This is a genomic window from Methylobacterium sp. E-025 (assembly GCF_022829705.1).
In the GTDB taxonomy this organism is placed as follows: Bacteria; Pseudomonadota; Alphaproteobacteria; order Rhizobiales; family Beijerinckiaceae; genus Methylobacterium.
Genome location: NZ_JAKSYR010000034.1, coordinates 85,018 through 107,582, shown reverse-complemented (window position 1 = coordinate 107,582; position 22,565 = coordinate 85,018). Strand labels below are relative to the sequence as shown.

The 22,565-nt window shown below is 72.9% G+C and carries 20 protein-coding genes; 8 read left to right on the top strand and 12 right to left on the bottom strand.

What is annotated here, in order from left to right:
* Positions 1-42: 42 nt before the first annotated feature.
* The 6 genes from MKK64_RS02650 to croR all read right to left on the bottom strand — a co-directional run bounded on the left by MKK64_RS02650 (position 43) and on the right by croR (position 5,719).
* Positions 43-1,242: an ABC transporter permease gene (locus MKK64_RS02650; RefSeq protein ID WP_243932133.1), complete on the bottom strand. Its 1,200-nt coding sequence runs from the start codon at positions 1,240-1,242 to the stop codon at positions 43-45.
* On the bottom strand, positions 1,239-2,204 hold the full coding sequence (locus MKK64_RS02645) for an ABC transporter ATP-binding protein (RefSeq protein WP_243932132.1): 966 nt from the start codon (positions 2,202-2,204) through the stop codon (positions 1,239-1,241). The genes MKK64_RS02650 and MKK64_RS02645 overlap by 4 nt, the downstream gene beginning before the upstream one ends.
* An 8-nt stretch (positions 2,205-2,212) precedes the next feature.
* A complete protein-coding gene (locus MKK64_RS02640) occupies positions 2,213-2,653 on the bottom strand; it encodes a DUF2141 domain-containing protein (RefSeq protein ID WP_409567832.1) in 441 nt (146 codons plus the stop codon).
* A 38-nt stretch (positions 2,654-2,691) separates the two neighbouring features.
* The gene (crtI, locus tag MKK64_RS02635) at positions 2,692-4,269 is read right to left on the bottom strand and encodes a phytoene desaturase family protein (RefSeq protein ID WP_243932131.1); all 1,578 of its coding nucleotides are present in this window, start codon (positions 4,267-4,269) and stop codon (positions 2,692-2,694) included.
* 85 nt (positions 4,270-4,354) lie between these two features.
* Positions 4,355-5,134: a TrmH family RNA methyltransferase gene (locus MKK64_RS02630; protein WP_243932142.1), complete on the bottom strand. Its 780-nt coding sequence runs from the start codon at positions 5,132-5,134 to the stop codon at positions 4,355-4,357.
* A gap of 108 nt (positions 5,135-5,242) precedes the next feature.
* On the bottom strand, positions 5,243-5,719 hold the full coding sequence (gene croR, locus MKK64_RS02625; RefSeq protein WP_147727936.1) for a 3-hydroxybutyryl-CoA dehydratase: 477 nt from the start codon (positions 5,717-5,719) through the stop codon (positions 5,243-5,245).
* 163 nt (positions 5,720-5,882) lie between these two features.
* Here croR and MKK64_RS02620 point away from each other — a divergent pair, with 163 nt between their 5' ends.
* From MKK64_RS02620 to MKK64_RS02610, 3 genes are all read left to right on the top strand, one after another.
* Positions 5,883-6,491, top strand: coding sequence for a cation transporter (locus MKK64_RS02620; protein WP_243932130.1), 609 nt, complete (start codon positions 5,883-5,885; stop codon positions 6,489-6,491).
* Positions 6,488-7,333: a metallophosphoesterase gene (locus MKK64_RS02615; protein ID WP_147842315.1), complete on the top strand. Its 846-nt coding sequence runs from the start codon at positions 6,488-6,490 to the stop codon at positions 7,331-7,333. The genes MKK64_RS02620 and MKK64_RS02615 overlap by 4 nt, the downstream gene beginning before the upstream one ends.
* Before the next feature lie 109 nt (positions 7,334-7,442).
* Positions 7,443-7,664: a hypothetical protein gene (locus tag MKK64_RS02610; RefSeq protein ID WP_243932129.1), complete on the top strand. Its 222-nt coding sequence runs from the start codon at positions 7,443-7,445 to the stop codon at positions 7,662-7,664.
* 12 nt (positions 7,665-7,676) lie between these two features.
* Here the strand turns inward: MKK64_RS02610 and MKK64_RS02605 are convergent, their stop codons facing one another.
* On the bottom strand, positions 7,677-7,928 hold the full coding sequence (locus MKK64_RS02605; protein ID WP_243932128.1) for an RAG2 PHD domain containing protein: 252 nt from the start codon (positions 7,926-7,928) through the stop codon (positions 7,677-7,679).
* Positions 7,929-8,047: 119 nt separating this feature from the next.
* Positions 8,048-8,425, bottom strand: a complete 378-nt coding sequence (locus MKK64_RS02600; protein WP_243932127.1) for a 4a-hydroxytetrahydrobiopterin dehydratase — start codon at positions 8,423-8,425, stop codon at positions 8,048-8,050.
* A 196-nt stretch (positions 8,426-8,621) separates the two neighbouring features.
* On the opposite strand from MKK64_RS02600, the gene MKK64_RS02595 reads away from it, so the two are divergent.
* The 3 genes from MKK64_RS02595 to MKK64_RS02585 are packed head-to-tail and all read left to right on the top strand — an operon-like array spanning position 8,622 to position 11,129.
* Complete coding sequence (locus MKK64_RS02595; protein WP_147727942.1) at positions 8,622-9,602, top strand: ABC transporter substrate-binding protein; 981 nt, start codon at positions 8,622-8,624, stop codon at positions 9,600-9,602.
* Positions 9,603-9,652: 50 nt separating this feature from the next.
* On the top strand, positions 9,653-10,363 hold the full coding sequence (locus tag MKK64_RS02590; RefSeq protein ID WP_147727945.1) for an ABC transporter permease: 711 nt from the start codon (positions 9,653-9,655) through the stop codon (positions 10,361-10,363).
* A gap of 1 nt (position 10,364) precedes the next feature.
* Positions 10,365-11,129 (top strand): ABC transporter ATP-binding protein, encoded by a 765-nt coding sequence (locus MKK64_RS02585; RefSeq protein ID WP_243932126.1) that lies wholly within the window; start codon positions 10,365-10,367, stop codon positions 11,127-11,129.
* A 26-nt stretch (positions 11,130-11,155) separates the two neighbouring features.
* Here the strand turns inward: MKK64_RS02585 and MKK64_RS02580 are convergent, their stop codons facing one another.
* Positions 11,156-13,045, bottom strand: a complete 1,890-nt coding sequence (locus tag MKK64_RS02580) for a hypothetical protein (RefSeq protein ID WP_243932125.1) — start codon at positions 13,043-13,045, stop codon at positions 11,156-11,158.
* A 201-nt stretch (positions 13,046-13,246) separates the two neighbouring features.
* Positions 13,247-13,573, bottom strand: coding sequence for a HesB/IscA family protein (locus MKK64_RS02575; protein ID WP_147728759.1), 327 nt, complete (start codon positions 13,571-13,573; stop codon positions 13,247-13,249).
* Between the two features lie 163 nt (positions 13,574-13,736).
* On the opposite strand from MKK64_RS02575, the gene MKK64_RS02570 reads away from it, so the two are divergent.
* The gene (locus MKK64_RS02570) at positions 13,737-14,984 is read left to right on the top strand and encodes a deoxyguanosinetriphosphate triphosphohydrolase (protein ID WP_243932124.1); all 1,248 of its coding nucleotides are present in this window, start codon (positions 13,737-13,739) and stop codon (positions 14,982-14,984) included.
* Between the two features lie 76 nt (positions 14,985-15,060).
* Here MKK64_RS02570 and MKK64_RS02565 read toward each other — a convergent pair whose 3' ends face one another.
* Positions 15,061-15,525 (bottom strand): hypothetical protein, encoded by a 465-nt coding sequence (locus MKK64_RS02565; RefSeq protein ID WP_243932123.1) that lies wholly within the window; start codon positions 15,523-15,525, stop codon positions 15,061-15,063.
* A gap of 293 nt (positions 15,526-15,818) precedes the next feature.
* On the opposite strand from MKK64_RS02565, the gene MKK64_RS02560 reads away from it, so the two are divergent.
* Entirely contained in the window at positions 15,819-16,994 is a 1,176-nt protein-coding gene (locus MKK64_RS02560) for an MFS transporter (RefSeq protein ID WP_243932122.1), read from the top strand.
* Between the two features lie 388 nt (positions 16,995-17,382).
* On the opposite strand, the gene MKK64_RS02555 is transcribed toward MKK64_RS02560, so the two are convergent.
* Positions 17,383-22,233 carry an NAD-glutamate dehydrogenase gene (locus MKK64_RS02555; protein WP_243932121.1) on the bottom strand — a complete coding sequence of 1,617 codons (4,851 nt, stop codon included), beginning with the start codon at positions 22,231-22,233 and terminating at the stop codon, positions 17,383-17,385.
* Positions 22,234-22,565: the final 332 nt, after the last annotated feature.

Below are 22,565 nucleotides of genomic sequence, written 5' to 3'. Positions count from 1 at the left end.
CGGCGGTCAACGCGCCACCGGGTCGCGCCGGGCCGACCATCGTCATGCCGTCCGCCGCGAAACGAGCATCAAGGCGGCCCCGAGCCCGGCCAGCCCGATCGCCGACAGCACGCCCCAGGCGGCCAAAGCCGCGGCGGCGCCGTCGCCGAGGGCGCCCTGGTATGCCTCGATCGCCCAGGCGTTCGGCGTGAACCAGCCCGCCTGCTGCAACCAGGGCGGCATCAGGAAACGCGGCACCATGCTGCCGCCGACCGCCGAGAGCAGCAGCACGCCGAAGGTCGAGGCGAGGTGCGCCTGCTGGCGGGTCGCGGCGGCGGCGCAGGCGGCGAGCGCGAGCCCCGCTGCCATCGCCGAGACCAGCGCGCAGGTGACGAGGAAGGCCGGCCAGTGCGGGCCGATCTCGACGCCGTAGAGCAGGGCCGCGGCCGCGAAGATCAGCCCGGCCTGGGCGACGCCCTGCACGGTGAGGAAGGCGAACTTGCCCAGCACGATGACGCCCAGGCCGCCGGGCCCCGCCATCAGCCGGTCGGCGAGGCCGGTGGCGCGTTCCTCGGTGAGCGACATCGCCCCCTGCATCGCGGCGAACAGCAGGAACACCGCGGTGATCGCACCGGCATAGTAGCGCACGCGCTCGTTGGCGGCGCCTTCCGCGGTGCTGCGCCGCTCGACCAGCGAGGCGAAGCTGAACGGCTCCTTCTTCGCGCGCTGCTCGGCGAAGGCCTCGTCGAGGAAGGCGCGCTCGTCGGCGCCGATCTTGCCGCTGCGCTCGACGTCGGCGACGACCCGCGACAGCACCACGTCGGGCAGCGCCTCGTTCAGCACCCGCTGGAGCTGGCCGAGGGCGATCGGGGTGGCGAGCGCCTTGGCCGGGCTCTCGACCAGCACCACCGGCTGCTCGGACGCCGCACCGGCCGCCGGTGCCGCGAGGTCGCTGCGGATCACCAGCGCCACGTCGACGTCGCCGCGGCGCACCGCGGCGACGATTCCGGCCAAGTCGCGCTCGGGCAGGCGGGTGACGCGGAGAGACGGGTCGGCCTCCAGGGCCTTCATCAGACGCTCGGTGGTGGCGGTGCCGGCGAGGTCGGCGAGCCCCAGATGGATGCGGATGCGGTCGCCGATCGCGCCCGAGAAGATCGCGGCGAAGATCACGAAGATGACGGTCGGCAGCACGAAGGCCATCGTCAGGGCGGCGCGGTCGCGGATCAGGCTGATCCACATCACGCGGAAGGCGGCGCCGATCATCGCGCGGCCTCGGCTAGGCGCAGGCCCGCGGGGCCGCCGTCGAGGGCGTCGAGGTAGAGCGCCTCGAGGCCGGGCGCGCGCACGCGGACCTCGTAGGCCGGCACCGCCTGCGCCCGCAGCGCGTCGAGCAGGTCCGCGCCGTCGAGCGGGCGGGCGAGGCCGGGGGCGGCGCGCCAGACCAGGGGGGTGTGCGAGGGCGCGAACCCGGCGCGGCGCAGGGCCTCGTCGGCGGCCGGGCCGGCCGGCAGGCTGAGGGCGACCTCGCGCTCGGGAATGCCGGCACGAAGCTCGGCCAGCATGTCCGCGAGCGTACCTTCGCGGACGATGCGGCCACCGGCCATGAAGGCGGCACGGTCGGCGAGGCGCTCGGCTTCGGCGAAGTCGTGGGTGGCGATTAGGATGGCGGTGCCCTCTTCGCGCAGGCGCCCGAGCACGGCGTGAATCGCGGCGCGGGCGACGAGATCCACCCCTTGCGTCGGCTCGTCGAGCAGCACCAGGGCCGGCCGGCACATCAGGCTCGCCGCGATGTTGACCCGCCGCTGGTAGCCGCCCGAGAGCAGCCCGACCGGGCGCCCGGCCGCCTCGGCGATGTCGGTGAGCGCCATGGCCTCCGCCACGGCCATGGCGCGCTCACGCCGCCCGATGCCGGCGAGCTGCGCGAACACGCCGAGATTCTCGGCGACGGTGAGGCGCGGGTAGAGCGCGATCTCCTGCGGCACCCAGCCGATCGCCCGCCGCGCTGCGCGCACCCGGAACGGATCCTGGCCGCCGACCCGCACCGTTCCGGCCTGCGGCGCGAGGCGCCCCGCGATCAGGCGCATCAGCGAGGTCTTGCCGGCGCCGTTCGGCCCGAGCAGCGCCAGGATCTCGCCCGCGCTGAGGACGAGATCGACCGCGTCGAGCACGCGTCGATCGCGATAGGCGAGGGCGGCGCCCGCGACGCGGACGAGAGGCTCCGTCACGCGGCGCCTCAGCGTCGGGGCAGGGCGCGGGCGAGGCCGACCCGCAGCGCGGTCCCGGGTTCGCGCAGGTCGAAGGCGGCCTGCGCGAAGGTCGGGCGGGCCTTGAGACCGACGCCCCCGGAGAAGCCGTAGGGCTCGATCGGCAGGCCGAGGCCGGTCCGGTCGAGCTTGCGGTTGCCGTTGACGTCCTCGAACGCCGCGACGGCGTAGCGACCGGCCGGAACGTCGCGGAACACGACGTTCACCGTCCCGCCGCGCGCGGTCAGCTCCTGCCCGAGGCTGCAGGCCTCCTCGGACAGGCCGCCCTGGCACAGGGCGACGGACACGGAGGTGCCGGGGTCGGCCCCATCCACCACCACCTCGACGGTGGCCGCCGCCGCCGGCAGGGCGACGAAGACGGCCGCCGCGGCGAGCGCGAGGCGCCTTGGGGCGCGGCCGGAATGCGGAATGGGAGTCGGCGTACGGAGCGTGCGGGGCCCAGCGACGCTCACGAGGTCTCGCCGCCGGTGGCAAGCGCCGCGGTCTCGGGCACGCCGGAGGTCTCGGCGACGCGGGCGCCGGCCAGCTCCTCGATGAGCAGGCGGGCGGAGATGCGCGCGCCCTCGTAGATCACCGGCAGGCCCGAGCCCGGATGCGTGCCGCCGCCGACGAGGTAGAGCCCCGGCCCGAAGCGGTTGTGCGGGCGGAAGTACAGCATCTGCATCAGGTCGTGGGCGAGGTTGAAGGTGGCGCCCTCGTACACCGCGAACTCGTCCCGCCACTCGACCGGGTCGACGATCCGCTCGAAGCGGATGCGGCTCTCGATGTCGTCGAGACCGAGGAGCTTCAGGCGCTCCAGCACCAGGGCCCGGTAGGTCGCGCGGGTGGCGGACCAGTCGATCCCCGCCTTCAGGTTCGGCACCGGCACGAGGACGTAGAGGGCGGTATGGCCGGGGGGCGCCATGCCGCCGTCGGTGTAGCCGGCATGCTGCACGTAGACCGAGGGCTGCATCGGCAGGATGCCGTCGGTGATCTCGCGGATGTTGCGCGCGTAGTCCTCGGCCAGGAGGATGGTGTGGTGACCGAGGGTCTCGGGCATCTTACCCTCGATGCCGAGGTACATCATGAAGGTCGAGCACGAGAGGCGCGCCTTCTCGATCTTCCGGTCGCGCCAACGCGGGCGGTGCACCTCGGGGACGAGATCCTGGATCACCTGCGCGAAGTCGCCGTTGATCACCACCGCGTCCGCGGCGATCCGCTCTCCGTCCACGATCACGCCGTCGGCGCGCTTGCCGTCGAAGGTGACGCGCTCGACCGAGGTCCCGAGCCGGATGTCGACGCCCATGCGTCGGCAGAGGCCGGCCATCGCCTCCGAGATCGCGCCGCACCCGCCGACCGGGTGGTAGACTCCGTGCTCGTATTCGAGGAACGACAGGATCGTGAACAGGCTCGGGCAGCGGAACGGCGACATGCCGAGGTACTTAGTCTGGAACGCGAAGGCGAGGCGGACCCGCGGATCCTTGAAGTAGCGCTGCAGGTCGCGGTCGACGCTGCGGCCGGGATGCAGGTGGGGCAGCGCCCGCAGCATCCCCGGGCTCGCCATGCTGCGGAGGGTGTGGAACGCCTGCTCCAGCACCGGCTTGAAGAACTTCAGCTTGACCCGGTTGTCGGCGAAGAACTGCTTGACGTTCTTAGCGTCGTCGGGCGCGATGCGGGCGATCTCGGCTTCGAGGCGGTCCATGTCGCCGGTGGCGCGGATCTCGCCGCCGGCCTCGAAAACGAGGTGGTACTGTGGATCGAGCCGCTCGAGCTTGACGTGATCCTCCAGCCGCTCGCCGCAACTGTCGAAGATGTCGGCCAGGATCTGTGGATAAAGGAAGAAGGTCGGGCCGATGTCGAACTTGTAGCCGCCGGGGGCCTCGACCGTCTTGGTGCGGCCGCCGACCTGCTGGTCCTTCTCGATCAGCGTGACCTGAAGGCCGGCGCGCGCCAGCAGCAGGGCCGTGGCGAGGCCGCCCGGCCCGGCACCGACGACGACGACCCGGCGCCCGGACAATGTCCGCAGGCCCTCCCGTGACTGAAGCAACGCGCCCGACTCCCAGACCAGAACCACCCGGCGGACGACCGGCTCCCGCCCGGTCCACCTGCTGTCAAGCTAGCTCGCCGCGGGGTCAAGGCAATGGGTGCGCATTGTCGCGCGCATCGCGCCCCCCGCCGGAGAGGCGATGCAGGGCGATCGCGCCGGCGGTGGCGACGTTGAGCGAGTCGAAGCCCGCCGCCATCGCGATGCGCAGGCCGCGCATCCGCGCCAGCACGTCGGCCGGCAACCCGGGGCCTTCCGTGCCGAGCAGCAGCAGCGTGCGGGCCGGCGCCGTCAGATCGGCGACGTCCTCTCGCCCGGACGGGCTGAGCGCCAGCGGCTCGAGGGCGAGGGCGCGGGCGGTCGTGAGCCAGTCGGCGCCGGGATCCAAGCGCGCGAAGGGCACGGTCAGGGCGGCGCCGGCCGAGACGCGGATCGCCTTGCGGTAGAGCGGATCGCAGGTGCCGGCGTCGAGCAGCACCGCATCGGCACCGAAGGCCGCGGCGTTGCGGAACAGGCCGCCGACGTTGTCGTGGTTGGTCAAGCCGGCCAGGCCGACGACCAGCGCCGGGGCGGGCGCCGGCGGGACGACCGCGTCCGCACGCGCGCCGTCGCCGCGGATGCCGACGGCGAGCACGCCGCGATGGATCGGGAACCCGGCCACCGCGCTCATCACCGCGCGGTCGGCGACGAAGACCGGCGGCGTGCCGGGGCCGGCCTCGATCGCGGCTGCGAGGCCGGCGACGCGCTCGGGCAGCAACAGGATCGATTCGGTGCGGAAGCGGGCCTGCGGCGACAGCATCAGCCGCAGCGTGACCTCGCCTTCGACGATGAAGCGACCGGCCCGCCCGACGAGGTCGCGCTCGCGCATCGCCGCATAGGGGGCGAGGCGCAGATCGGCCGGATCGGTGATCGGGATCGGCTGCACGGACCGCGCGTCGGCGCACATGCGGTCGGCGGCCTTAGGGTCCGGCTCCGCTCACGCCGGCGGACGGCCGCCCATGCGGATCGCCAGCGGGTCGGCCTCGGCCTTGGTCGGCACCTTCACCAGGGCCTCGCCGTCGAGCACGACCTCGCCGGCCACCGAGCAGGTGCACTTGAGGCGGGCGCGGCGCCGCTCGGGCACGAGCTCGGCTACCTCGACGGTCACGTCGACGGTGTCGCCGATGCGCACGGGCGCGCGGAAGTTCAGGGTCTGGCTGATGTAGACCGCGCCGGGGCCGGGGAGGCGGGTGCCGAGCACCGCCGAGATCAGCCCGGCGGTGTAGAGGCCGTGGGCGATGCGGGTGCCGAAGGGCGTGCGCGCCGCGAAGTGCTCGGACAGGTGGATCGGGTTGCGGTCGCCGGTGATCTCGGCGAAGCCGATCACGTCGGAGGAGGCGATCGTCTTCGACAGGGTCTCCGAGAGCCCGACTTCGAGGTCCTCGAAGTAGAGAACGCGCAATTCGGGCAACATCTGAGACTCCTCGTTCCGGCCGCACGGATTCGGTCCGGCCGCGGCCCCGCCTCGCACAGGTCGGGCGCCGAATCCAGCCGGGCGAAACGCCGAGGCCGGGTCGACAGCCCGCGCGCGGTGGGCGAAGAGGCGGCCCGGCCCGTCAACGGACACCGTCGCCCGCGTGGACTCCACCGCCTCCCCCCCGCTCCGCCCCGTCGTCGCGCGCGTCGCGGGGCTGAACCTCGGCTACTTCGGCATCGAGATCGCGGTCGCCCTGGCGATCGGCTCGGTGGCGTTGATCGCCGACAGCCTCGACTTCCTCGAGGACGCGGCGATCAACCTGCTGATCTTCGCCGGCCTCGGCTGGAGCGCAGTCAACCGCGCCCGCCTCGGCACGCTGATGGCCGGCATCCTGATGGTGCCGGCGCTCGCGACCGCCTACGCGGCCTACGAGAAGTTTTCGGACCTGAGCGCGCCGGCGCCGCTTCCGTTGACGCTCACCGGCCTCGGCGCGCTCGGCATCAACCTGACCTGCGCCTTGATGCTGTCGCGCCATCGCGACGGCGCCGGCAGCCTGACGCGGGCGGCCTGGCTGTCGGCCCGCAACGACGCCTACGCCAACCTGGCGATCATCGCGGCCGGGCTCGCCACCGCGCTGCAGCCCTCGCCCTGGCCCGACCTGATCGCCGCGGCCGGGATCGCCATCCTCAACGCGGACTCGGCCGGCGACATCCTTCGCGCGGCCTCCGCCGAGCGCCGCGCCGTGCACGAAGCAGGACCGCCCCCGTGAGGATCTTCCCGATCTCCGACCTCCATCTCGAGCGCCGCCGCCTCGATCTCATCGCCGCACCGAGCGGGGCGTTCGACGTGATGGTCTGCGCCGGCGATCTGTACGAGGGCCACCCCGAGCGCGGGCTCGCCGCCGTGCTGGCGCTGGCCGGCGGCCGACCGGTGGTGCTCGTGCCGGGCAATCACGAGCACTATGCGCCGACCGGCGACGCGCGAACCGCCCCCGAGCTCCTCGCCGCACTGGCAGGGGAGGTCGAGCGCCTGAATGGCGCCGGTGCCCGGATCCACCTGCTGCAGCACGGCGCCACGTGCGTCCTCGATGGGGTTCGCTTCGTCGGCGCGACCCTGTGGAGCGACTGGTCCCTGGCCGGGCGCTGGCTCGCGGCGGACGCGCCCGACCGGCCGGCCGACCCGGTGAGCTACGCGGCCGAGCGGATGACCGACCCGATCACCGGTTCGCGAGAGTACCGCGGCTCGATCCGCAAGGCCGACGGCACCGCCTGGCTTCCCGCCGACGCGATGGCGGCCCACGCCTCCGAGCGCCGCCGGCTGCTGGCGGCCCTGGCGCAGCCGTTCGACGGGCCGACGGTGGCGGTGACGCACCATCCCCCGAGCCCGCGTGCGGCCGACGCCTTCCGCGACGCCCCGGGGGTGCCGTGGTGGGTGCCGGCCTTCTACGCGACCACGGTGCTCGACGAGCTCGACGACGCCGCGCGGCCCGTCCTGTGGGTGTCCGGCCATTTCCATGCCGGGCACGACATGACGATCGGACGCTGCCGCTGGGTGGCGAACCCGGTCGAGGGCGCGACCTACGCGGCCGACCGCGTCGTCGCCGTGGCGTGAAGCTCGGCCCGGTCGACGCAAGGCGACGCCGCCGCGCCGCCCGGCGCGAAACCTCCTGCGCGGCTCGTGCGTAGGGCTGCCACGTCCTTCCCGCGGGAGAGCCCTTGCCGTGAACACCTTCCTCGCCGTCGTCCTCGTCTGCGCCAACGCGATCGCGCAGGAAGCCTGCACCGACGACAAGGCCCTGGAGGTGCGCAAGGTCCGCGTCGCGAACGAGCTCGGCTGCACCAACGGCTGGCAGGAGATCATCGCCCGCACGGACCTGCGCGAGGAGATCGGCAAGACCTCCTACCTCAAGACCGAGTGCCGCCGGGTGAAGAGCCCGCAGTGACCGCAGGGCGCCTCAGCATCCGGCCTTGAAGGCGATGGGGCCGGTGGCGAAGCGGATCTCGCCGCGCCCGTTCCGGATCTCGCCCCCGGCGTAATGGAGCGCGTCGTCGCGGTTGCGGAACAGGCCGCCGGCGATCCCGTGGCTCTCCAGCGCGACCCAGCAGCCGCCGGCATCCTGCCCGATGGTGAAGCTGAGAGCGGGCACGTCCGGGATGGCGGGCGGGCGGCCGGCGACGGCGGCGAGGGCGGATCGAAGGTTCGGCATGGTCTCACGCGGGGCTGGCGCGGCCCCTTGCCGGAACCGCACCGCCAAGATCGAGCCGCCCACGTAAGGAATCGAGCGTCACCGCCGCGCGATGCCATGAGCGTGTCGTGAGGATCGGCCTACTTCTCGTACTTGACGTAGGCGAAGCGTGCGTCCGTCGGCGTCCCTTCCAGGCCCTGGCCCTCGAGGCCCGGCTGCCAGGAGACGACCTCCTCGATCTTGCGCGCCAGCGCGAAGTCCTTATCGGTGATGCCCTTGGCGGCATGGTTCATCAGCCGCACCTCGACCCAGGCGTAGGAGGCGGTCAGGTCGGGGTGGTGCCACGCGGCCTCGGCGAGGTGGCCGACGGTGTTGATCACCATCAGCGTGCTCTTCCAGCTCGCGGTCTTGTAGGTGCGGCGAATCCACCCGTCCTCGTAGCGCCAGGCCGGGATCTCGGCGGCGATCCGAGTGGCGATGGTCTCGTCGTCCAGGGTGCCTTCGCGTGGCTCGGCCATGATCTCTCTTCCGATGTCGGTTGTCCCCTTCGAGCCTGCCCCGGCCACCGCTCCCGCGCAAGGCGGTTGTGGACGGGCCGCGTGCTGCGCCCTATGACCTTTCGGCAACGGCACCCTCGGCGTCGGAGCCTCACCGCTCCGGCCGGGGCGGGCCCAAGGCCGAACCGGCCGGCAAGACCTCCAGGGAGAAGGCGCCATGCTGTCACGGCGCGGATTGCTCGCCGCCGCGCTCGCCGGCCTGCCGGTGCTGTCGCATCCGGCGCTGGCGGCCCCGAGCGTGCGCCTCGGCAGCCTGCCGTTCGGCACGGTCGCGTGGGAAGCCGCGGTGATCAAGGCGCGCGGGCTCGACGCCGCCAACGGCTTCACCCTCGACCTCGTCAAGCTCGCCGGCAACGACGCGGCGCGGATCGCCTTCATGGGCGGCCAGGTGGACGTGATCGTCGGGGACCTGCTCTGGGCGGCCCGCCTCGGCAACGAGGGCCGGGCGATGCGCTACGTGCCGGCCTCGACCTCCGAGGGCGCCGTGATGGTGCCCGCCGCGAGCCCGGTGAAGACCCTCAAGGATCTCGAAGGCAAGCGCCTCGGCGTCGGCGGCGGGCCACTCGACAAGAACTGGCTGCTGCTCAAGGCCCAGGCGCAGGACGCGGCCGGCTTCGACATCGAGGCCAAGACCGAGATCGCCTACGGCGCACCGCCCCTGATCGCTTTGAAGCTCGAGCAGGGGTCGCTCGATGCCGCGCTCACCTACTGGACCTACTGCGCACGCCTCGAGGCCAAGGGCTTCCGCCGGCTGATCGGCGCCGACGACATGATGCGCGCGCTCGGCGCGAAGGGCGCGTTCGCGCTGATCGGATACCTGTTCGAGGCGCAGACCGTCGCCGAGAAGCCCGAGGCGATGGCCGGGTTCGTGCGCGCGGTGCGCGCGGCCAAGGACATGCTCGCGGCCGACCCCTCCGCCTGGGAGATCGTGCGCCCGCTGATGGCCGCCGACGACGACGCCATCTTCGAGGCCCTGAAGCGGGAATACCTTGCCGGCATCCCGCGCCGCCCGCTGGCTGAGGAGCGCAGCGACGGCGAGCGGCTGTTCTCGGTGATGTCGCGGCTCGGGGGCGAACGCCTCGTCGGCACCGGCACCGGCCTGCCGCCGGGCCTGTACTACGACGGGAAGACCGGTTGATCCGCGCAAGCGCCTCGAACCGCCGCGCCATCCTCACCCGTCTCGGCTCGATGCTGGTGCTGCTCGCCGCGTGGCAGGCTGCGGCACAAGCCGCGGGCTCGCGGATGCTGCCGACGCCGCTCACCGTGGCGGCCTTCATCGGCCGGGAATCGGCGCGCGGCGACCTGTGGACCAATGTCGGGATCACGCTGGCGCGGGTCGGCGTCTCGTTCGTGCTCGCGATGGTGCTCGGCGTGCTGCTCGGCGTCGCGCTCGGCCGCTCGAAGCGCCTGAACACCCTGCTCGACACGCCGCTGCTGGCGATGCTGAACACGCCCGCCCTGGTGATCACGGTGCTGGCCTACGTCTGGGTCGGCTTGAACGAGTCGGCCGCGATCCTGGCCGTGGTGCTGAACAAGCTGCCCAACGTCGCGGTCATCCTGCGGGAGGGCGCGCGCGACCTCGACCCGGGCCTTGAGGAGATGGCGCGGACCTACCGGTTCGACCGGCGCTCCTGGGTCGCCCACGTGCTGGTGCCCCAGCTGCAGCCCTACGTGGTGGCCGCGGCGCGCTCCGGCCTGTCGCTGGCCTGGAAGATCGTGCTGGTGATCGAGCTGCTCGGCCGCCCCAACGGCGTCGGCTTCGCGATCAACTACTACTTCGTCCAGAGCACCGACGTCGCCGCGATCCTCGGCTACAGCATCGTGTTCATGAGCGTGATGATCGCCATCGACATCCTCCTCCTGCAGCGGCTCGAAGCGCATGTCCGCCGCTGGCGATAAGATGTCCGCCGCCGTCGACGAGATGTCGGGTTCCGACGCGGTCCTCAGGGTCGCGATCGCGCGAAAGGTCTACCATCCGGCCTCGGCCGAGCCGGTGGAGGCGGTGCGCGACCTCGCCTTCGCGATCCGGCCGGGCGAGATCGCCTGCCTGATCGGGCCCTCGGGGGCCGGCAAGACCACGACGCTGCGGATCCTGCTCGGGCTCGACGCCGATTACGACGGCTCCATCGTGCCGGATCCGCGCGCCTCGGAGACCGGACCGGGCATGGTCTTCCAGGAGCCGCGCCTGCTGCCGTGGCGGACGGTGGAGCAGAACGTGCGCCTCGCGATGCCGCGGCCGCAGCGCGGGCGCGACCTCGACGGGCTGTTCGCGCATCTCGGGCTCGCCCCCTGGCGCGGCCGCTATCCGGGCGCGCTGTCGCTGGGGATGCAGCGCCGCGTGGCGCTGGCCCGCGCGCTCGCCAACGACCCGCGGCTCCTGGTGCTCGACGAGCCGTTCGTGTCGCTCGACGACGCGGCCGCCGCCTCGCTGCGCGGCCTCGTGGTCGACACCGTCGACCGGCTCGGCATGAGCGTGCTGATGGTGACCCACAACGTCGCCGAGGCGATCGCCGTCGCCGACCGGCTGCTGCTGCTCTCCCCGCGCCCGGCGAGCCTCGTCGCCACCATCCCGCTCGACCGGCCGCGGCCGCAGCGGGACCGCGCCTGGGCGGATGCGACGCGACAGGACTTGGCGCAGCGCTTCCCCGGCGTCATCGCGGAATAGCGTTCCTTCGAGCGAAAGGGCCGGCCTCACTCCACCTTGGCGTCGACGTCGAGCTTGTCGAGCACCGCACCCGGCGTGCGGGCCAGGCCGAAATCGGCGAAGCCGAGGCCGGCGGCGTTCTTTGCCTTCGCGGTCATCGTCAGGCGGCCGGGCTTCGTCACGAACTGGCCCAGCGCCGCGCCGATCGCCCGGGCGGCGGGCGAGTTCCCGAGCATCGCCGGCACGCCGAACTGGGTCGCGGCCACGTATTCCTGGCGCAGCTCCTCCGGCTTCAGGCTGAGGGCCTTCGCCTGGGCCGCGAGGAAGCGCTCGAACAGGCCGGTATTCTGGATCGTCAGGTCGAGGGCCTTGGCGGTCGCCGTCAGCATCAGCAGGCTCGCCGCCGGGATGTGCGAGGCGAACAGCTCCGGCCCGAGGCCGCCGATCGTCCCGGCGAGCCGCAGCGAGCCGATGTCGCGGCCCGACAGCGTCATCTCGCGCACCGCGACCTCGCGCTTGGCCTCGTCCCAGGCGGAATCGACCACGAGGTTGAGATCGAGATCGGCATAGCCGTAATCCGGCAGCGCGCCGAGCACCGGCATGCCGGCGACCATCGCCGCGGGGAACGTCAGGCCCGAAAGATCGAGGCGGCTCGCGGTCGGCACCCCGTCGCGCAGCGGCCCGAAGGTCAGGGCGCCGCTGCGCAGGGCGAGGTGGACCGGTGCCGCACCGGGGGCGGCGGGCGTGGCGAGGGGATCGCCGGACTTGGCGGTGGCCGGAGGCCTGGATGCGGTCCGGCCGGGCTCCTTGCCGACCGGGGCCGGGGCGCCCGGCATGTCGAGGCTCAGGTCCTGCAGCGCCAGGCCGCCGACCGCGGGGGTGAGGCGGCGCAGCTCCTCGTCGGTGACGGCGGTGTCCGGGTTGGCGAGGCGGCGCAGGGTCGCGATGGTCGGGGCGAGGGAGACGCCAGTGAGCGCCACACGCGCGAGCCGGGCCTTGAGGCCGCCCTGCGCGAACGCGATCGCCTCCAGGGTCGTGCCGCTCTCGGCGCCGGTGCCGCCGTGAGCCAGGCGCCCGACCTCGACCAGCATCGGCTCGCCGGCGCCGGTCCGGCTGATGGCGAGGCCGCGCAGCTCGAGGCTGCCGAACGCGACGGCGTCGGCCAGGTCGGCGGCGGTTCCCGCGAGCTTGCCGCGCTCGGCCGCCGTCATCTCCGGGTCGACGGCCTCGAGCTCGCGGGCGAGCCCGGCCATCGCGCCGTTCCAGCCGCCGGGGACCTGGCGTCCGCCGAAATCGCGGCCCTCGAGCCCGGCGATCCGAATCGTGACGCCCGAGGCTTCCGTGTAGGTCACGTCCGAGGCCTGGATCGCGGCGTAGATCCGCTGGACCGGCCCCTTGCCGTCGCCGGATTCCGACGAGAGCCGGACGAGCGCGGCGAGGTCGAGATCGCTGGCGACGATGCGGCCGTAGGTGCCCGACCCCGGGTGCGCGCCGGTGACGGAGACCCCGGCGCCGGCCATGGTCAGCTCGGCGATGCGGCCGGCGCGCACGTCGCGCGCCGCGACCTCGCGATAGGTCACGGTCTGCAGCGATCCGCCCGGGCCGGGATGTTCGGAGACGAGGACCGGGATCGAGATGCTCGCCGCCTCCAGGCGTGCGAGGCGGGGCGCCCAGGGCTCGGGCGAATCCGCCTTGAGGATCGCCGTCAGGTCGTCGCGCGAGAGACGCGTGCCGCTGACCGTGATCCGCGCCGCCTTGAACACCGTGTCGCCGAGCGGCAACGCGACGTCGACCAGCACGACGTCCTGGACCGCCGAGGCCGCCTCCTGCGCCGCCGCAGGCCGGCCCGTCGTCCCGACGCCGAGGACGAGACCGGCACAGAGGCAGAGGCGGGCCGCCCGGATCAGGCTGGCACGGACCGTTCGGTGACTGATCATCGTGTGCGGACCGCTGACGAATGTTCTATCCGAGGAGACGGCGCTGTCGTCCCGCATTTCGCCGCGCGAGGCAATCGGTGCGCCACGTCACGACCCACGCTTGTCGGCGCCTGTCGTTCCGGCACCACGATGCCGGCGACCGCAACCAGCCCCGACACCACCCTCGGGGCCGCACGGGACAGCGCCGCGCCCCTCGAAAGATCAGAGCGAGAACGAGGTGCCGCAGCCGCAGGACGAGGTCGCCTGCGGGTTCTCGATCTTGAAGGACTGCCCGATCAGGTCGTTCACGAAATCGATCGTGGATCCGGCCATGTACTCGAGCGACACCGGGTCGACGACCACGGTGGCGCCGTCGCGCTCGATCGTGACGTCCTGCGCCTCCTGGTCGCGGGTGATGTCGAAGGCGTAGGAGAAGCCGGAGCAGCCGCCGCCGTTCACGCTGACGCGAAGCAGCGCGCCCGGGGGCTCGGCACCCATGATCTCGTTGATGCGCTTGGCGGCGCGGGGGGTCAGGGTGATCTCGGCCATCGGGAGAGCCATCGGCGCTGTTGTCGGGTCCGGGCGCGGCGGGCGATTGCCCGGCGCGTGATCGATCCAAGATATGGGGTACGACGGCGCGCCGCAACGCGTGCCGCGTCGAACTGCGAGGGAACCATGCCGGCAGCACATCACGAACCGGGCGGGAGGCCGCGTGCGCGCCAACGGTGAGCGCTGGCGCGCGGCCTACGCCACCGACCCGGGCGCGACCCGCGGACGGCTGATCCCCGAGCCGGCCTCGCCGACGCGGAGCGATTTCCAGCGCGACCGCGACCGGGTGGTGCACTCGACCGCCTTCCGACGGCTGAAGCACAAGACCCAGGTCTTCGTGCATCACGAGGGCGACCATTACCGCACCCGGCTGACCCATACCCTCGAGGTCAGCCAGATCGCCCGGGCGCTCGCCCGCGCGCTGGGCCTCGACGAGGACCTGGCCGAGGCGCTCGCGCTCAGCCACGACCTCGGCCACACCTGCTTCGGCCATACCGGCGAGGACGCGCTCGATGCCTGCATGGCCGAGCATGGCGGCTTCGACCACAACGCGCAGGCGCTGCGCATCGTGACCCGGCTGGAGCGGCGCTACGCCGGCTTCGACGGGCTGAACCTCGCCTGGGAGACGCTGGAGGGCCTGGTCAAGCACAACGGCCCGCTGCTCGAGCCGGACGGTCGCCCGACCCCGCGCTACGCGCGCACGGGCATCGCGGCGGCGATCCTCGAATACGACGCGCTGCACCCCCTGGAACTGGCGCACCATGCCGGGCCGGAGGCGCAGGCGGCGGCGCTCGCCGACGACATCGCCTACGACAGCCACGACCTCGACGACGGCCTGCGCGCCGGATTGTTCGATCTCGCCGACCTCGAAGCGGTGCCGTTCCTGCGCGGATTGCTCGACGAGATCGCCGCCCTGCATCCCGGGCTGGAGGTGTCGCGCACCATCCACGAGCTCGCCCGGCGGGTGATCACGCGCTTCGTCGAGGACGTGATCGCGGAAAGCCGGCGCCGCCTGGCCGTGCTCGCACCGCGCGACGTCGCCGCGATCCGTAGGGCGCAGGCTCCGGTAATCGCGTTCTCGGAGGAGATCGCGGCCGCCGACGCCGACATCAAGCGCTTCCTCTACGCGCGGATGTACCGCCATCCGGAGGTGATGGCGGTGCGGGCGAAGGCGAACGCCATCGTCGCGGACCTGTTCTCGGCGTTCTCGGCCGATCCGACGCGGATGCCGGTGGAATGGAGCGAGGGCTTGTCCGGCGCACCGGCCGGCCGCATCGCCCGGCGCATCGCCGACTACATCGCCGGCATGACCGACACCTACGCGGTGCTCGCCCACCGGCGGCTCTACGCGTCGACGCCCGACCTCCACTGGAGCCCGCCGAGCCGCGGATTGCCCCTGACCGAGCCGTAGGGCAGGGCGCCGCGCCGGGGCGGACGCGACGGAGGAGCCGCCAAGCGCCCGCCGTCGCGTTCGTCACCCGGCCCGATCAGTAGCCCGCGCAGGTGCAGCCGCTGCCGCTGCCGTAGGATGCGGGCGCATAACCGCCATAGCCGCCATACCCGCCGCCGTAGGCGGGCGCGTAGCCGCCGTAGCCGTAACCACCGCCGTAGCCATATCCGCCGCCGTAGCCGTAGCTGCTGCCGTAATCGTACCCGCCGTAGCCGCCGGCCAGCGCGCCGGCGGCGAGCCCGACACCCAATCCGATCCCGGCGCCGGCGAGGCCGTAGCCGATCCCCCGGCCATAGCCGCCGGGGTAGCCGCCGTAACCGCCCCGGTATCCGGCAAGACCACCGCGGTATCCGCCGTAGCCGCCGCGCGCTCCGACGAAGCCGGCGCTGCGGAAACCGCCATGCCCGCCGTAGCCGCCGCCGTACGGGCGCGCTTCCGCGCCGGCGGGAAGCAGGATCAGGGCGGCACCGAGGGCCGTTCCCGCCAGGATGAGGGCCTTCATCACGTCATCTCCACCGAAACCGAGGGGCGCTTCGGCAGGATCGCCAGGCGCAACGGCCTCGATGGTAGGCGCTCCGGCACCGCCCGGCGGGCGTCAGTGTACGCACCCCGCCGGTTATCCCAGGTCGATCGCGCGATGACGCACCCGACGGTTGAGACCCGTTCGTGGAACAAGGCTGCATCCCATTGCCCGCCGGTCCGCAACCGAGGGCGATCCGCCATGTTGGGGCATACCGCACCGCACAAAAGGGATCGGCGCCCGCGCCTTCGCCCCCGTGCCAACGGAGCCCATGCATGGTCTCGCTGCCGATTCTCGCCCTCGCCGTCGCCTCCTTCGGGATCGGCACCACGGAATTCGTGATCATGGGCCTGCTGCCGGAGGTGGCGCAGAGCTTCGGCGTCACCATCCCGCAGGCCGGCTACCTGGTCTCGGGCTACGCGATGGGCGTGGTGATCGGCGCGCCGCTGGTCGCCATCGCCACCGCCAGCCTGCCGCGCAAGACCGCGCTGCTCGCGCTGATGGCGGTGTTCCTGGCCGGCAACGTCGCCTGCGCCGTCGCGCCCACCTACGCGACGCTGATGCTCGCCCGCATCGCCACCGCCTTCGCCCACGGCGCCTTCTTCGGCATCGGCGCGATCGTGGCGCGCGATCTCGTCCCGCGGGAGAAGCGGACCCAGGCGGTGTCGCTGATGTTCGCCGGGCTGACGCTGGCCAACGTGCTCGGCGTGCCGCTCGGCACCGCGCTGGGGCAGGCGGCGGGCTGGCGCGCCACCTTCTGGGCGGTGGTGGCGATCGGCGTCGCGGCGGGCCTGGCGATCCAGCTGTTCGTGCCGGCCGGGCTCCCCGGCTCGCGCGGCGGGCTGGCCCGGGAGTTCCGGGCGCTCGGGCGCTGGCCGGTGCTGCGGCCGATGCTGGTCTCGACCCTGTCCTCGGTGAGCTTCTTCACGGTGTTCACCTACATCACGCCGCTCCTGATGGGGGTGACCGGGCTCAGCGCCCGCGGCGTCACCGGCGCGCTGTTCGTCGCCGGCATCGGCCTCACCGCCGGCAACCTGATCGGCGGCCGCCTCGCCGACGGGAATCTCACCGCCACGGTGATCGGCAGCTTCCTCGGCCTCATCGCCGTCCTCGCCCTGCTGGCGGGCGTCGCCCGCTTCGAGATCGCGATGCTGACGGCGCTGGTGGTCTGGAGCGGGCTCGCCTTCGCCCTGGTCTCGCCGTTGCAGATCTGGGTGGTGGAGGCGGCCAGCGACGCCCCGAACCTCGCCTCCACCCTGAACCAGGGCGCGTTCAACCTCGGCAACGCCACCGGCGCCTGGCTCGGCGGCGTCGCGCTGACCGCGGGCGTCGGCTACGGCCAGCTGCCGCTGATCGCGGCCGCGGTGTCGGCCCTCGGGCTCGGCCTCGCGCTGTCGGCGATGTCGGGGCCGACGCGCTCGGTCCTGCCGGCGCCGGTCCACCCCGGCTGATCGCGCCGCGGGGACGCTATCGCTCTGGTTGCAGGATACTGCCGCTCACGCATGCGACGACGCCGAACCGTTAATATTTGGCTACACACATGCGCCCGATGCATGCGCGAAGTGCAACCTTGTCCATTGTTGCAGCGCACCATGATCGGCATCTTCGGAGCGAACGGACGGCCCTGCGGCCGTCGCCCCACGGAGAACGATCCATGACCCAGCCTGCCCCGAAGCCCGGCCTGTTCTCGCAGATGCTCCGCCTCTGGCTCGAGCACAACCAGCGCATGCTCGACATGCGGATGGGCCCGTTCTGAGCCTGCGATACGAACCGCCCGGTCCCTGAAAAGCCGGTCCCGCGCATGCGCCGGGCCGGCTTTTTCATGTCCTCGATCCGGCGTCAGCTTCGTGCCAGGTCGCCGAGCAGGCTCGCGGCGACGGTGGCCTTCGAGACCGTCAGCCCCGAGGCCGCGATGGCGTCGACCGCGCTGCGGATGCGGGCCAGCGACGGGCCGCGGGCCTTGCCCCAGGCGGCGACCGCCTCCGGGCCGGCGCCGATGTCGCCGACGACCTCGGCGGTGAGCTGCCGGTGCGCGGACGAGATGCCGGCCACCGCCCGCTCGAGCGCGACGCGGTCGAAGGTGTCGGAGACCGGCGCCGCGCGAGCGGCTTCGGCGAGCGCGTCGAGGGAGAATTCCCGCTCCAGCGCGAAGTGCGTCGCCGCGATCTCCGCGACCGGCCGCCCGCTGGTGCCGGCGACGCGGACGATGTCCGGCGCCGAGGTCAGCGCCCGCAGCGAGGCGAGGCGGAGTGCCGGCTCCGCATCCATGCCCTGCCCGACGAGGTCGGCGCGCCGCCGCTCGATCGCCGCGTTCGCCTCCGTGCCGAGGACGCCGGGGAGGGACGCGAGCACCGCGGCGATCCCGTCGCGATAGCGCGCCACCAGGGGCGCGATGCCGCCGGCGAGGTCGAGGTTGCGGATGAACCAGACGATGCGGTTGACCAGCAGGTCCTGCACCTCGGCGTAAAGGCCGATCTGGGCCTGCCCGCCGATCCGCCCGGCCAGCCCGTCGATGGCCGCGTTCAGCTCCATCAGGCCGAAGGCGTCGCGGGTCACGGCGTAGGCCTTGGCGATGGTGGCGGCGTCCGCCCCGGTCTCGTCGGTGAGCCGCGTGACGAGCGAGATGCCGCCGCGGTTGACGATGATGTTCGACAACGCCGTCGCGATGATCTCGCGGCGCAGACGGTGCCCCCTCACCGCATCGGGGAAGCGCTCGCGCAGGGCCTTGGGGAAGTAGCGCTGCAGCTCGCGGTCGAAGTACGGGTCGTCCGGCACCGGGCTCGCCAGCACCGCGTCGTAGAGCGAGAGCTTGGCGTAGGCGAGCAGCACCGCGTATTCCGGCCGCGTCAGGCCCTCGCCGCGGCGCATGCGCTCGGTCAGCGTCGCGTCGTCGGGCAGGTACTCGACCGCGCGGTCGAGGCGGCCTTCCGCCTCCAGCGCCTGCATCGTCCGCATCGCGAAGCCGGCCTCGCCGAGGCCGCGGTGCTGGGCGAGCGAGAGCGCCAGCGTCTGCAGCTCGTTGTTGCGCAGCACGAGGTGGGCGACCTCGTCGGTCATCGCGACGAGGAGCGCGTTGCGGGCTTCCGCATCGAGGCGGCCGTCGCGCTCCGGGATCATCAGCGCGATCTTGATGTTCACCTCGACGTCCGAGGTGTTGACGCCGGCCGAGTTGTCGATCGCATCGGTGTTGAGCCGGACGCCGGCCCGCGCCGCCTCGATGCGCCCGCGCTGGGTCAGCCCGAGGTTGGCGCCTTCGCCCACCGCCTTGGCGCGGATCTCCGGGCCGGTGATGCGCACGGCGTCGTTGGCCCGGTCGCCGGCCTCCTCCTCGGTCTCGGTGGTGGCGCGGACGTAGGTGCCGATGCCGCCGAACCAGAGCAGGTCGACGGGCGCCTTGAGGATCGCCTGCATCAGCTCGGCGGGCGAGGCGGAGGCGCGCTCGAACCCGAGCACGGCCCGGATCTCGGCCGAGAGCGGGATCGCCTTGAGCGCGCGCGAGAAGACGCCGCCGCCGGCCGAGATCAGGCTTTTGTCGTAGTCGGCCCAGCTCGACCGGCCGAGGTCGAACAGGCGTTTGCGCTCGGCAAAGCTCGCCGCCATGTCGGGCGTCGGATCGAGGAAGATGTCGCGGTGGTCGAAGGCCGCCACCAGCTTCAGGGTGCGCGAGAGCAGCATGCCGTTGCCGAACACGTCGCCCGACATGTCGCCGACGCCGACCACCGCCACCGGATCAGCCTGCGTGTCGACGTCGATCTCGCGGAAGTGGCGCTTCACCGCCTCCCAGGCGCCGCGGGCGGTGATGCCCATGCCCTTGTGGTCGTAGCCCTGGCTGCCGCCGGAGGCGAAGGCGTCGCCGAGCCAGTGCCCGCGCTCCAGCGAGAGCGCGTTGGCGATGTCGGAGAAGGTCGCGGTGCCCTTGTCGGCGGCGACCACGAGGTAGGCGTCGTCGGGGTCGTGCCGCACGGTGTCGGCCGGCGGCGCGATGCCCTCGGCGACGAAGTTGTCGGTGAGCTCCAAGAGGGTGCGGATGAAGATGCGGTAGCTCTCGGTGCCCTCCGCCAGCCATGCGGCGCGATCCGAGGCCGGCGGCAGGCGCTTGGGAAAGAACCCGCCCTTGGCGCCCACCGGCACGATCACCGCGTTCTTGACCTGCTGCGCCTTCACCAACCCCAGAATTTCGGTGCGGAAATCCTCCGGCCGGTCGGACCACCGCAGGCCGCCGCGCGCGACGTAGCCGTAGCGCAGGTGCAGCCCTTCCACGCGGGGCGAATAGACGAAGATCTCGAAGAACGGCCGCGGCAGCGGCATGCCCGACACCTTGGCGCAGGCGAACTTGAAGGCGATCGTCTCGCGCGGGGTGCCGTCGGCGGCCTTCTGGAAGAAGTTGGTGCGGACCGCGGCCTCCACGAGGTTGACGAAGCGGCGCAGGATCCGGTCCTCGTCGAGGCTGGTCACGTCGGCGAGCGCCGCCTCGATGCCCTCGCGAACCGCCGCCTCGGCGGCCCCGCGGTCGCCCCCGGCGGCCGGGTCGAACCGGGCGTGGAACAGCGCGACGAGCTGGCGGGCGATGCCGGGATGCTGGCTCAGGGTCGCGGCGAGGTAGTCCTGGCCGTAGCGCACGCGGAGCTGGCGCAGGTAGCGGCCGAGGCCGCGCAGCAGCGCCACGTCGCGCCAGGCGAGGCCGGCCTCCAGCACGAGGCGGTTGTAGCCGTCGGATTCGGCCTGGTCCGCGGCGATGGCGAGCATCGCCGCCTCCAGCGGCGCCTCGAGCGGGCCGATCTCGATGGCCGCACCGGTGGCGCGCTCCAGCAGCATGTCGTGCAGCCAGACCTTGGTGTCGCTCCCCGCCGGCAGCACGCTGTAGGTCCGCTCGTTGATCACCCGGAAGCCGAGGTTCTCCAGGCCGGGCACCCGGTCGGACAGCGGCAGCGACGCCCCGCGCGAGAACACCTTCAGGCGCACCTGCGCCGCCGGGTCGGTGTCGCGGCGGTCGATCGCGACGGCGCGCGGGCGGTCCTCGGACAGGGATTCGAGGATGGCGATGTCGGCGATGGCGACCTCGGCGGAGAAGTTCTCGCGGTAGGCCGCGGAAAAGCCCTCGCCGTAGCGGGCGGCCAGCGCCCGCGCCTCGGATCCGCCCATGGCCTCCGTGAGCGCGGCGCGCAGCGCGTCGCCCCAGGTCCGCACCAGGGCGGCGATGCCGGCCTCCAGCACCGAGGGGTCGCGCTCCGGCGCGCCGGCTTCGGAGAACCCGACGATGTAGTGGATCCGGGCCAGCGGCCCGTCGGGCAGGTCGGGATAGGTCGCCGAGAGCCGGCCGCCGTATTCCTGGGCGAAATAGGCGCCGATGCGGGCGCGCACGATCGAGTCGTAGCGGTCCTTCGGCACGTAGACGAGGAGCGAGACGAAGCGCCCGAACCGGTCGGTCCGCGACAGCACGCGGACGCGCGGCCGGTCGGCGAGGTTGGCGATGGCGAGGGTGAAGCGGAACAGCCGGTCCACGTCGATCTGGAACAGGTCGTCGCGCGGGTAGGTCTCCAGCACGGCGAGGAGCGCCCGCCCGGCATGGCTCGTCGGGTCGAGGCCGGCCTTCTCGACCACGGCCGCGACCTTGCCGCGGAGATAGGGCACCTCGCGGGCGAGCGCGGTGTAGGCCGCGGCGGTGAACAGCCCGACGATGCGGACCTCGCCGGTGAGCTTACCCGTCGCGGAGAACAGCTTGACCGCGACGTAGTCGAGATGCGCCGCGCGGTGGACGCGGGCCTTGAGGCTCGCCTTGGTGATGATCAGCGCGTGCGGCTCCTCGAGGAACGCGACGATCTCCGGCGTCATGTCCACGAGCGCCCGCCCGCGGCGCAGCACGGCGAGGCCCGGATCGCGCAGGATGCCGAGGCTTTCGGCCTCGGCCGCCCGCTCGCCGGGCAGCGCGTGCTCGCGCATGCCGAGCAGCGTGAAGTGGCCGTCGCGCAGCCATTCGAGGAAGGCGCGCGCCTCGGCGACCTCGCCCTCGGGCAGCGGCGGGGGATTGCGGCCGTAGCCCTCGGCGAGCGCGCCGAGCCGGGCCAGCATCGCGTCGTGGTCGTCGGTGACCAGGGCAACATCGCGAAAGACCTGCGCGAGGCCGGCTTCGAGGCGTTCGCGCGCCTCGCCGGCATCGAGCCGGTCGAGGTGGATGTGGATGAAGCTCTCGCGCAGCAGGGCGCCGTGGGCGTCCGCCGTGGTCTCCCCGACGACGCGGACGAGCGCCCCGTCGGCGTCCCGCTCGACGCCGAGGATCGGGTGGGCGACGAGGTGGGGCGTCAGGCCCTGCTCGGTCAGCTCCGCCAGGGTCGAGTCGAGCAGGTAGGGGCGGTTGTCGTTGACGACCTCGACGACGGTCAGCTCGCGGGTGCGCCCGGGGCCGGGCACGGCGACGTCGACGAGCCGCAGGTTCGCCGCCGAACCCGTGGCGCGCGGCACCGCGAGATGCGCACGCGCGGCGATCGCGAGGTCGGCCAGCGCCTCGGCCGGGTAGGGCGCCAGGTCCTCCGGCGGCACCCGGCCGAACAGGTCGCGAACGAAGCCGCCCGGTCCGCCGCGGCCGCCCACGATCGATGCCGCCGCCTCGATCAGATCGGTGCGGGCGGATTTCGCCTCGCTCGTCGCCAGGGCGGTGGCCGATTCCAGCGCCGATTCGGTTTCCAGCACCATGGGCGGGGACCCTCCGGACCGGCACCGACGCCGGTCCCGCCCCGGACGTTAGGGGAGGGCCCATGGCGAGTCGATGACGCTCGCCGCTCGCAGGCCCGCGCCGGGTGACAGGCGGGCCGTGACGACCGGCGTTTCCGGAAGGGGCCCCGCTGCCGTCCGGCGTTGCTTCTGCACGCACCGTACCGGTTTCCACCGGTCGCGCTCGAAAACGGGAACCGCGCCGGGACTCGCCGGTTGACGCCATATTGGAGCTGTTCTAATTAAGAACTGCAGACGGACGACGGGGCCGGCGACGGTTCCGACAGCCCGCGACAGACGCCCGAACCGGAGAA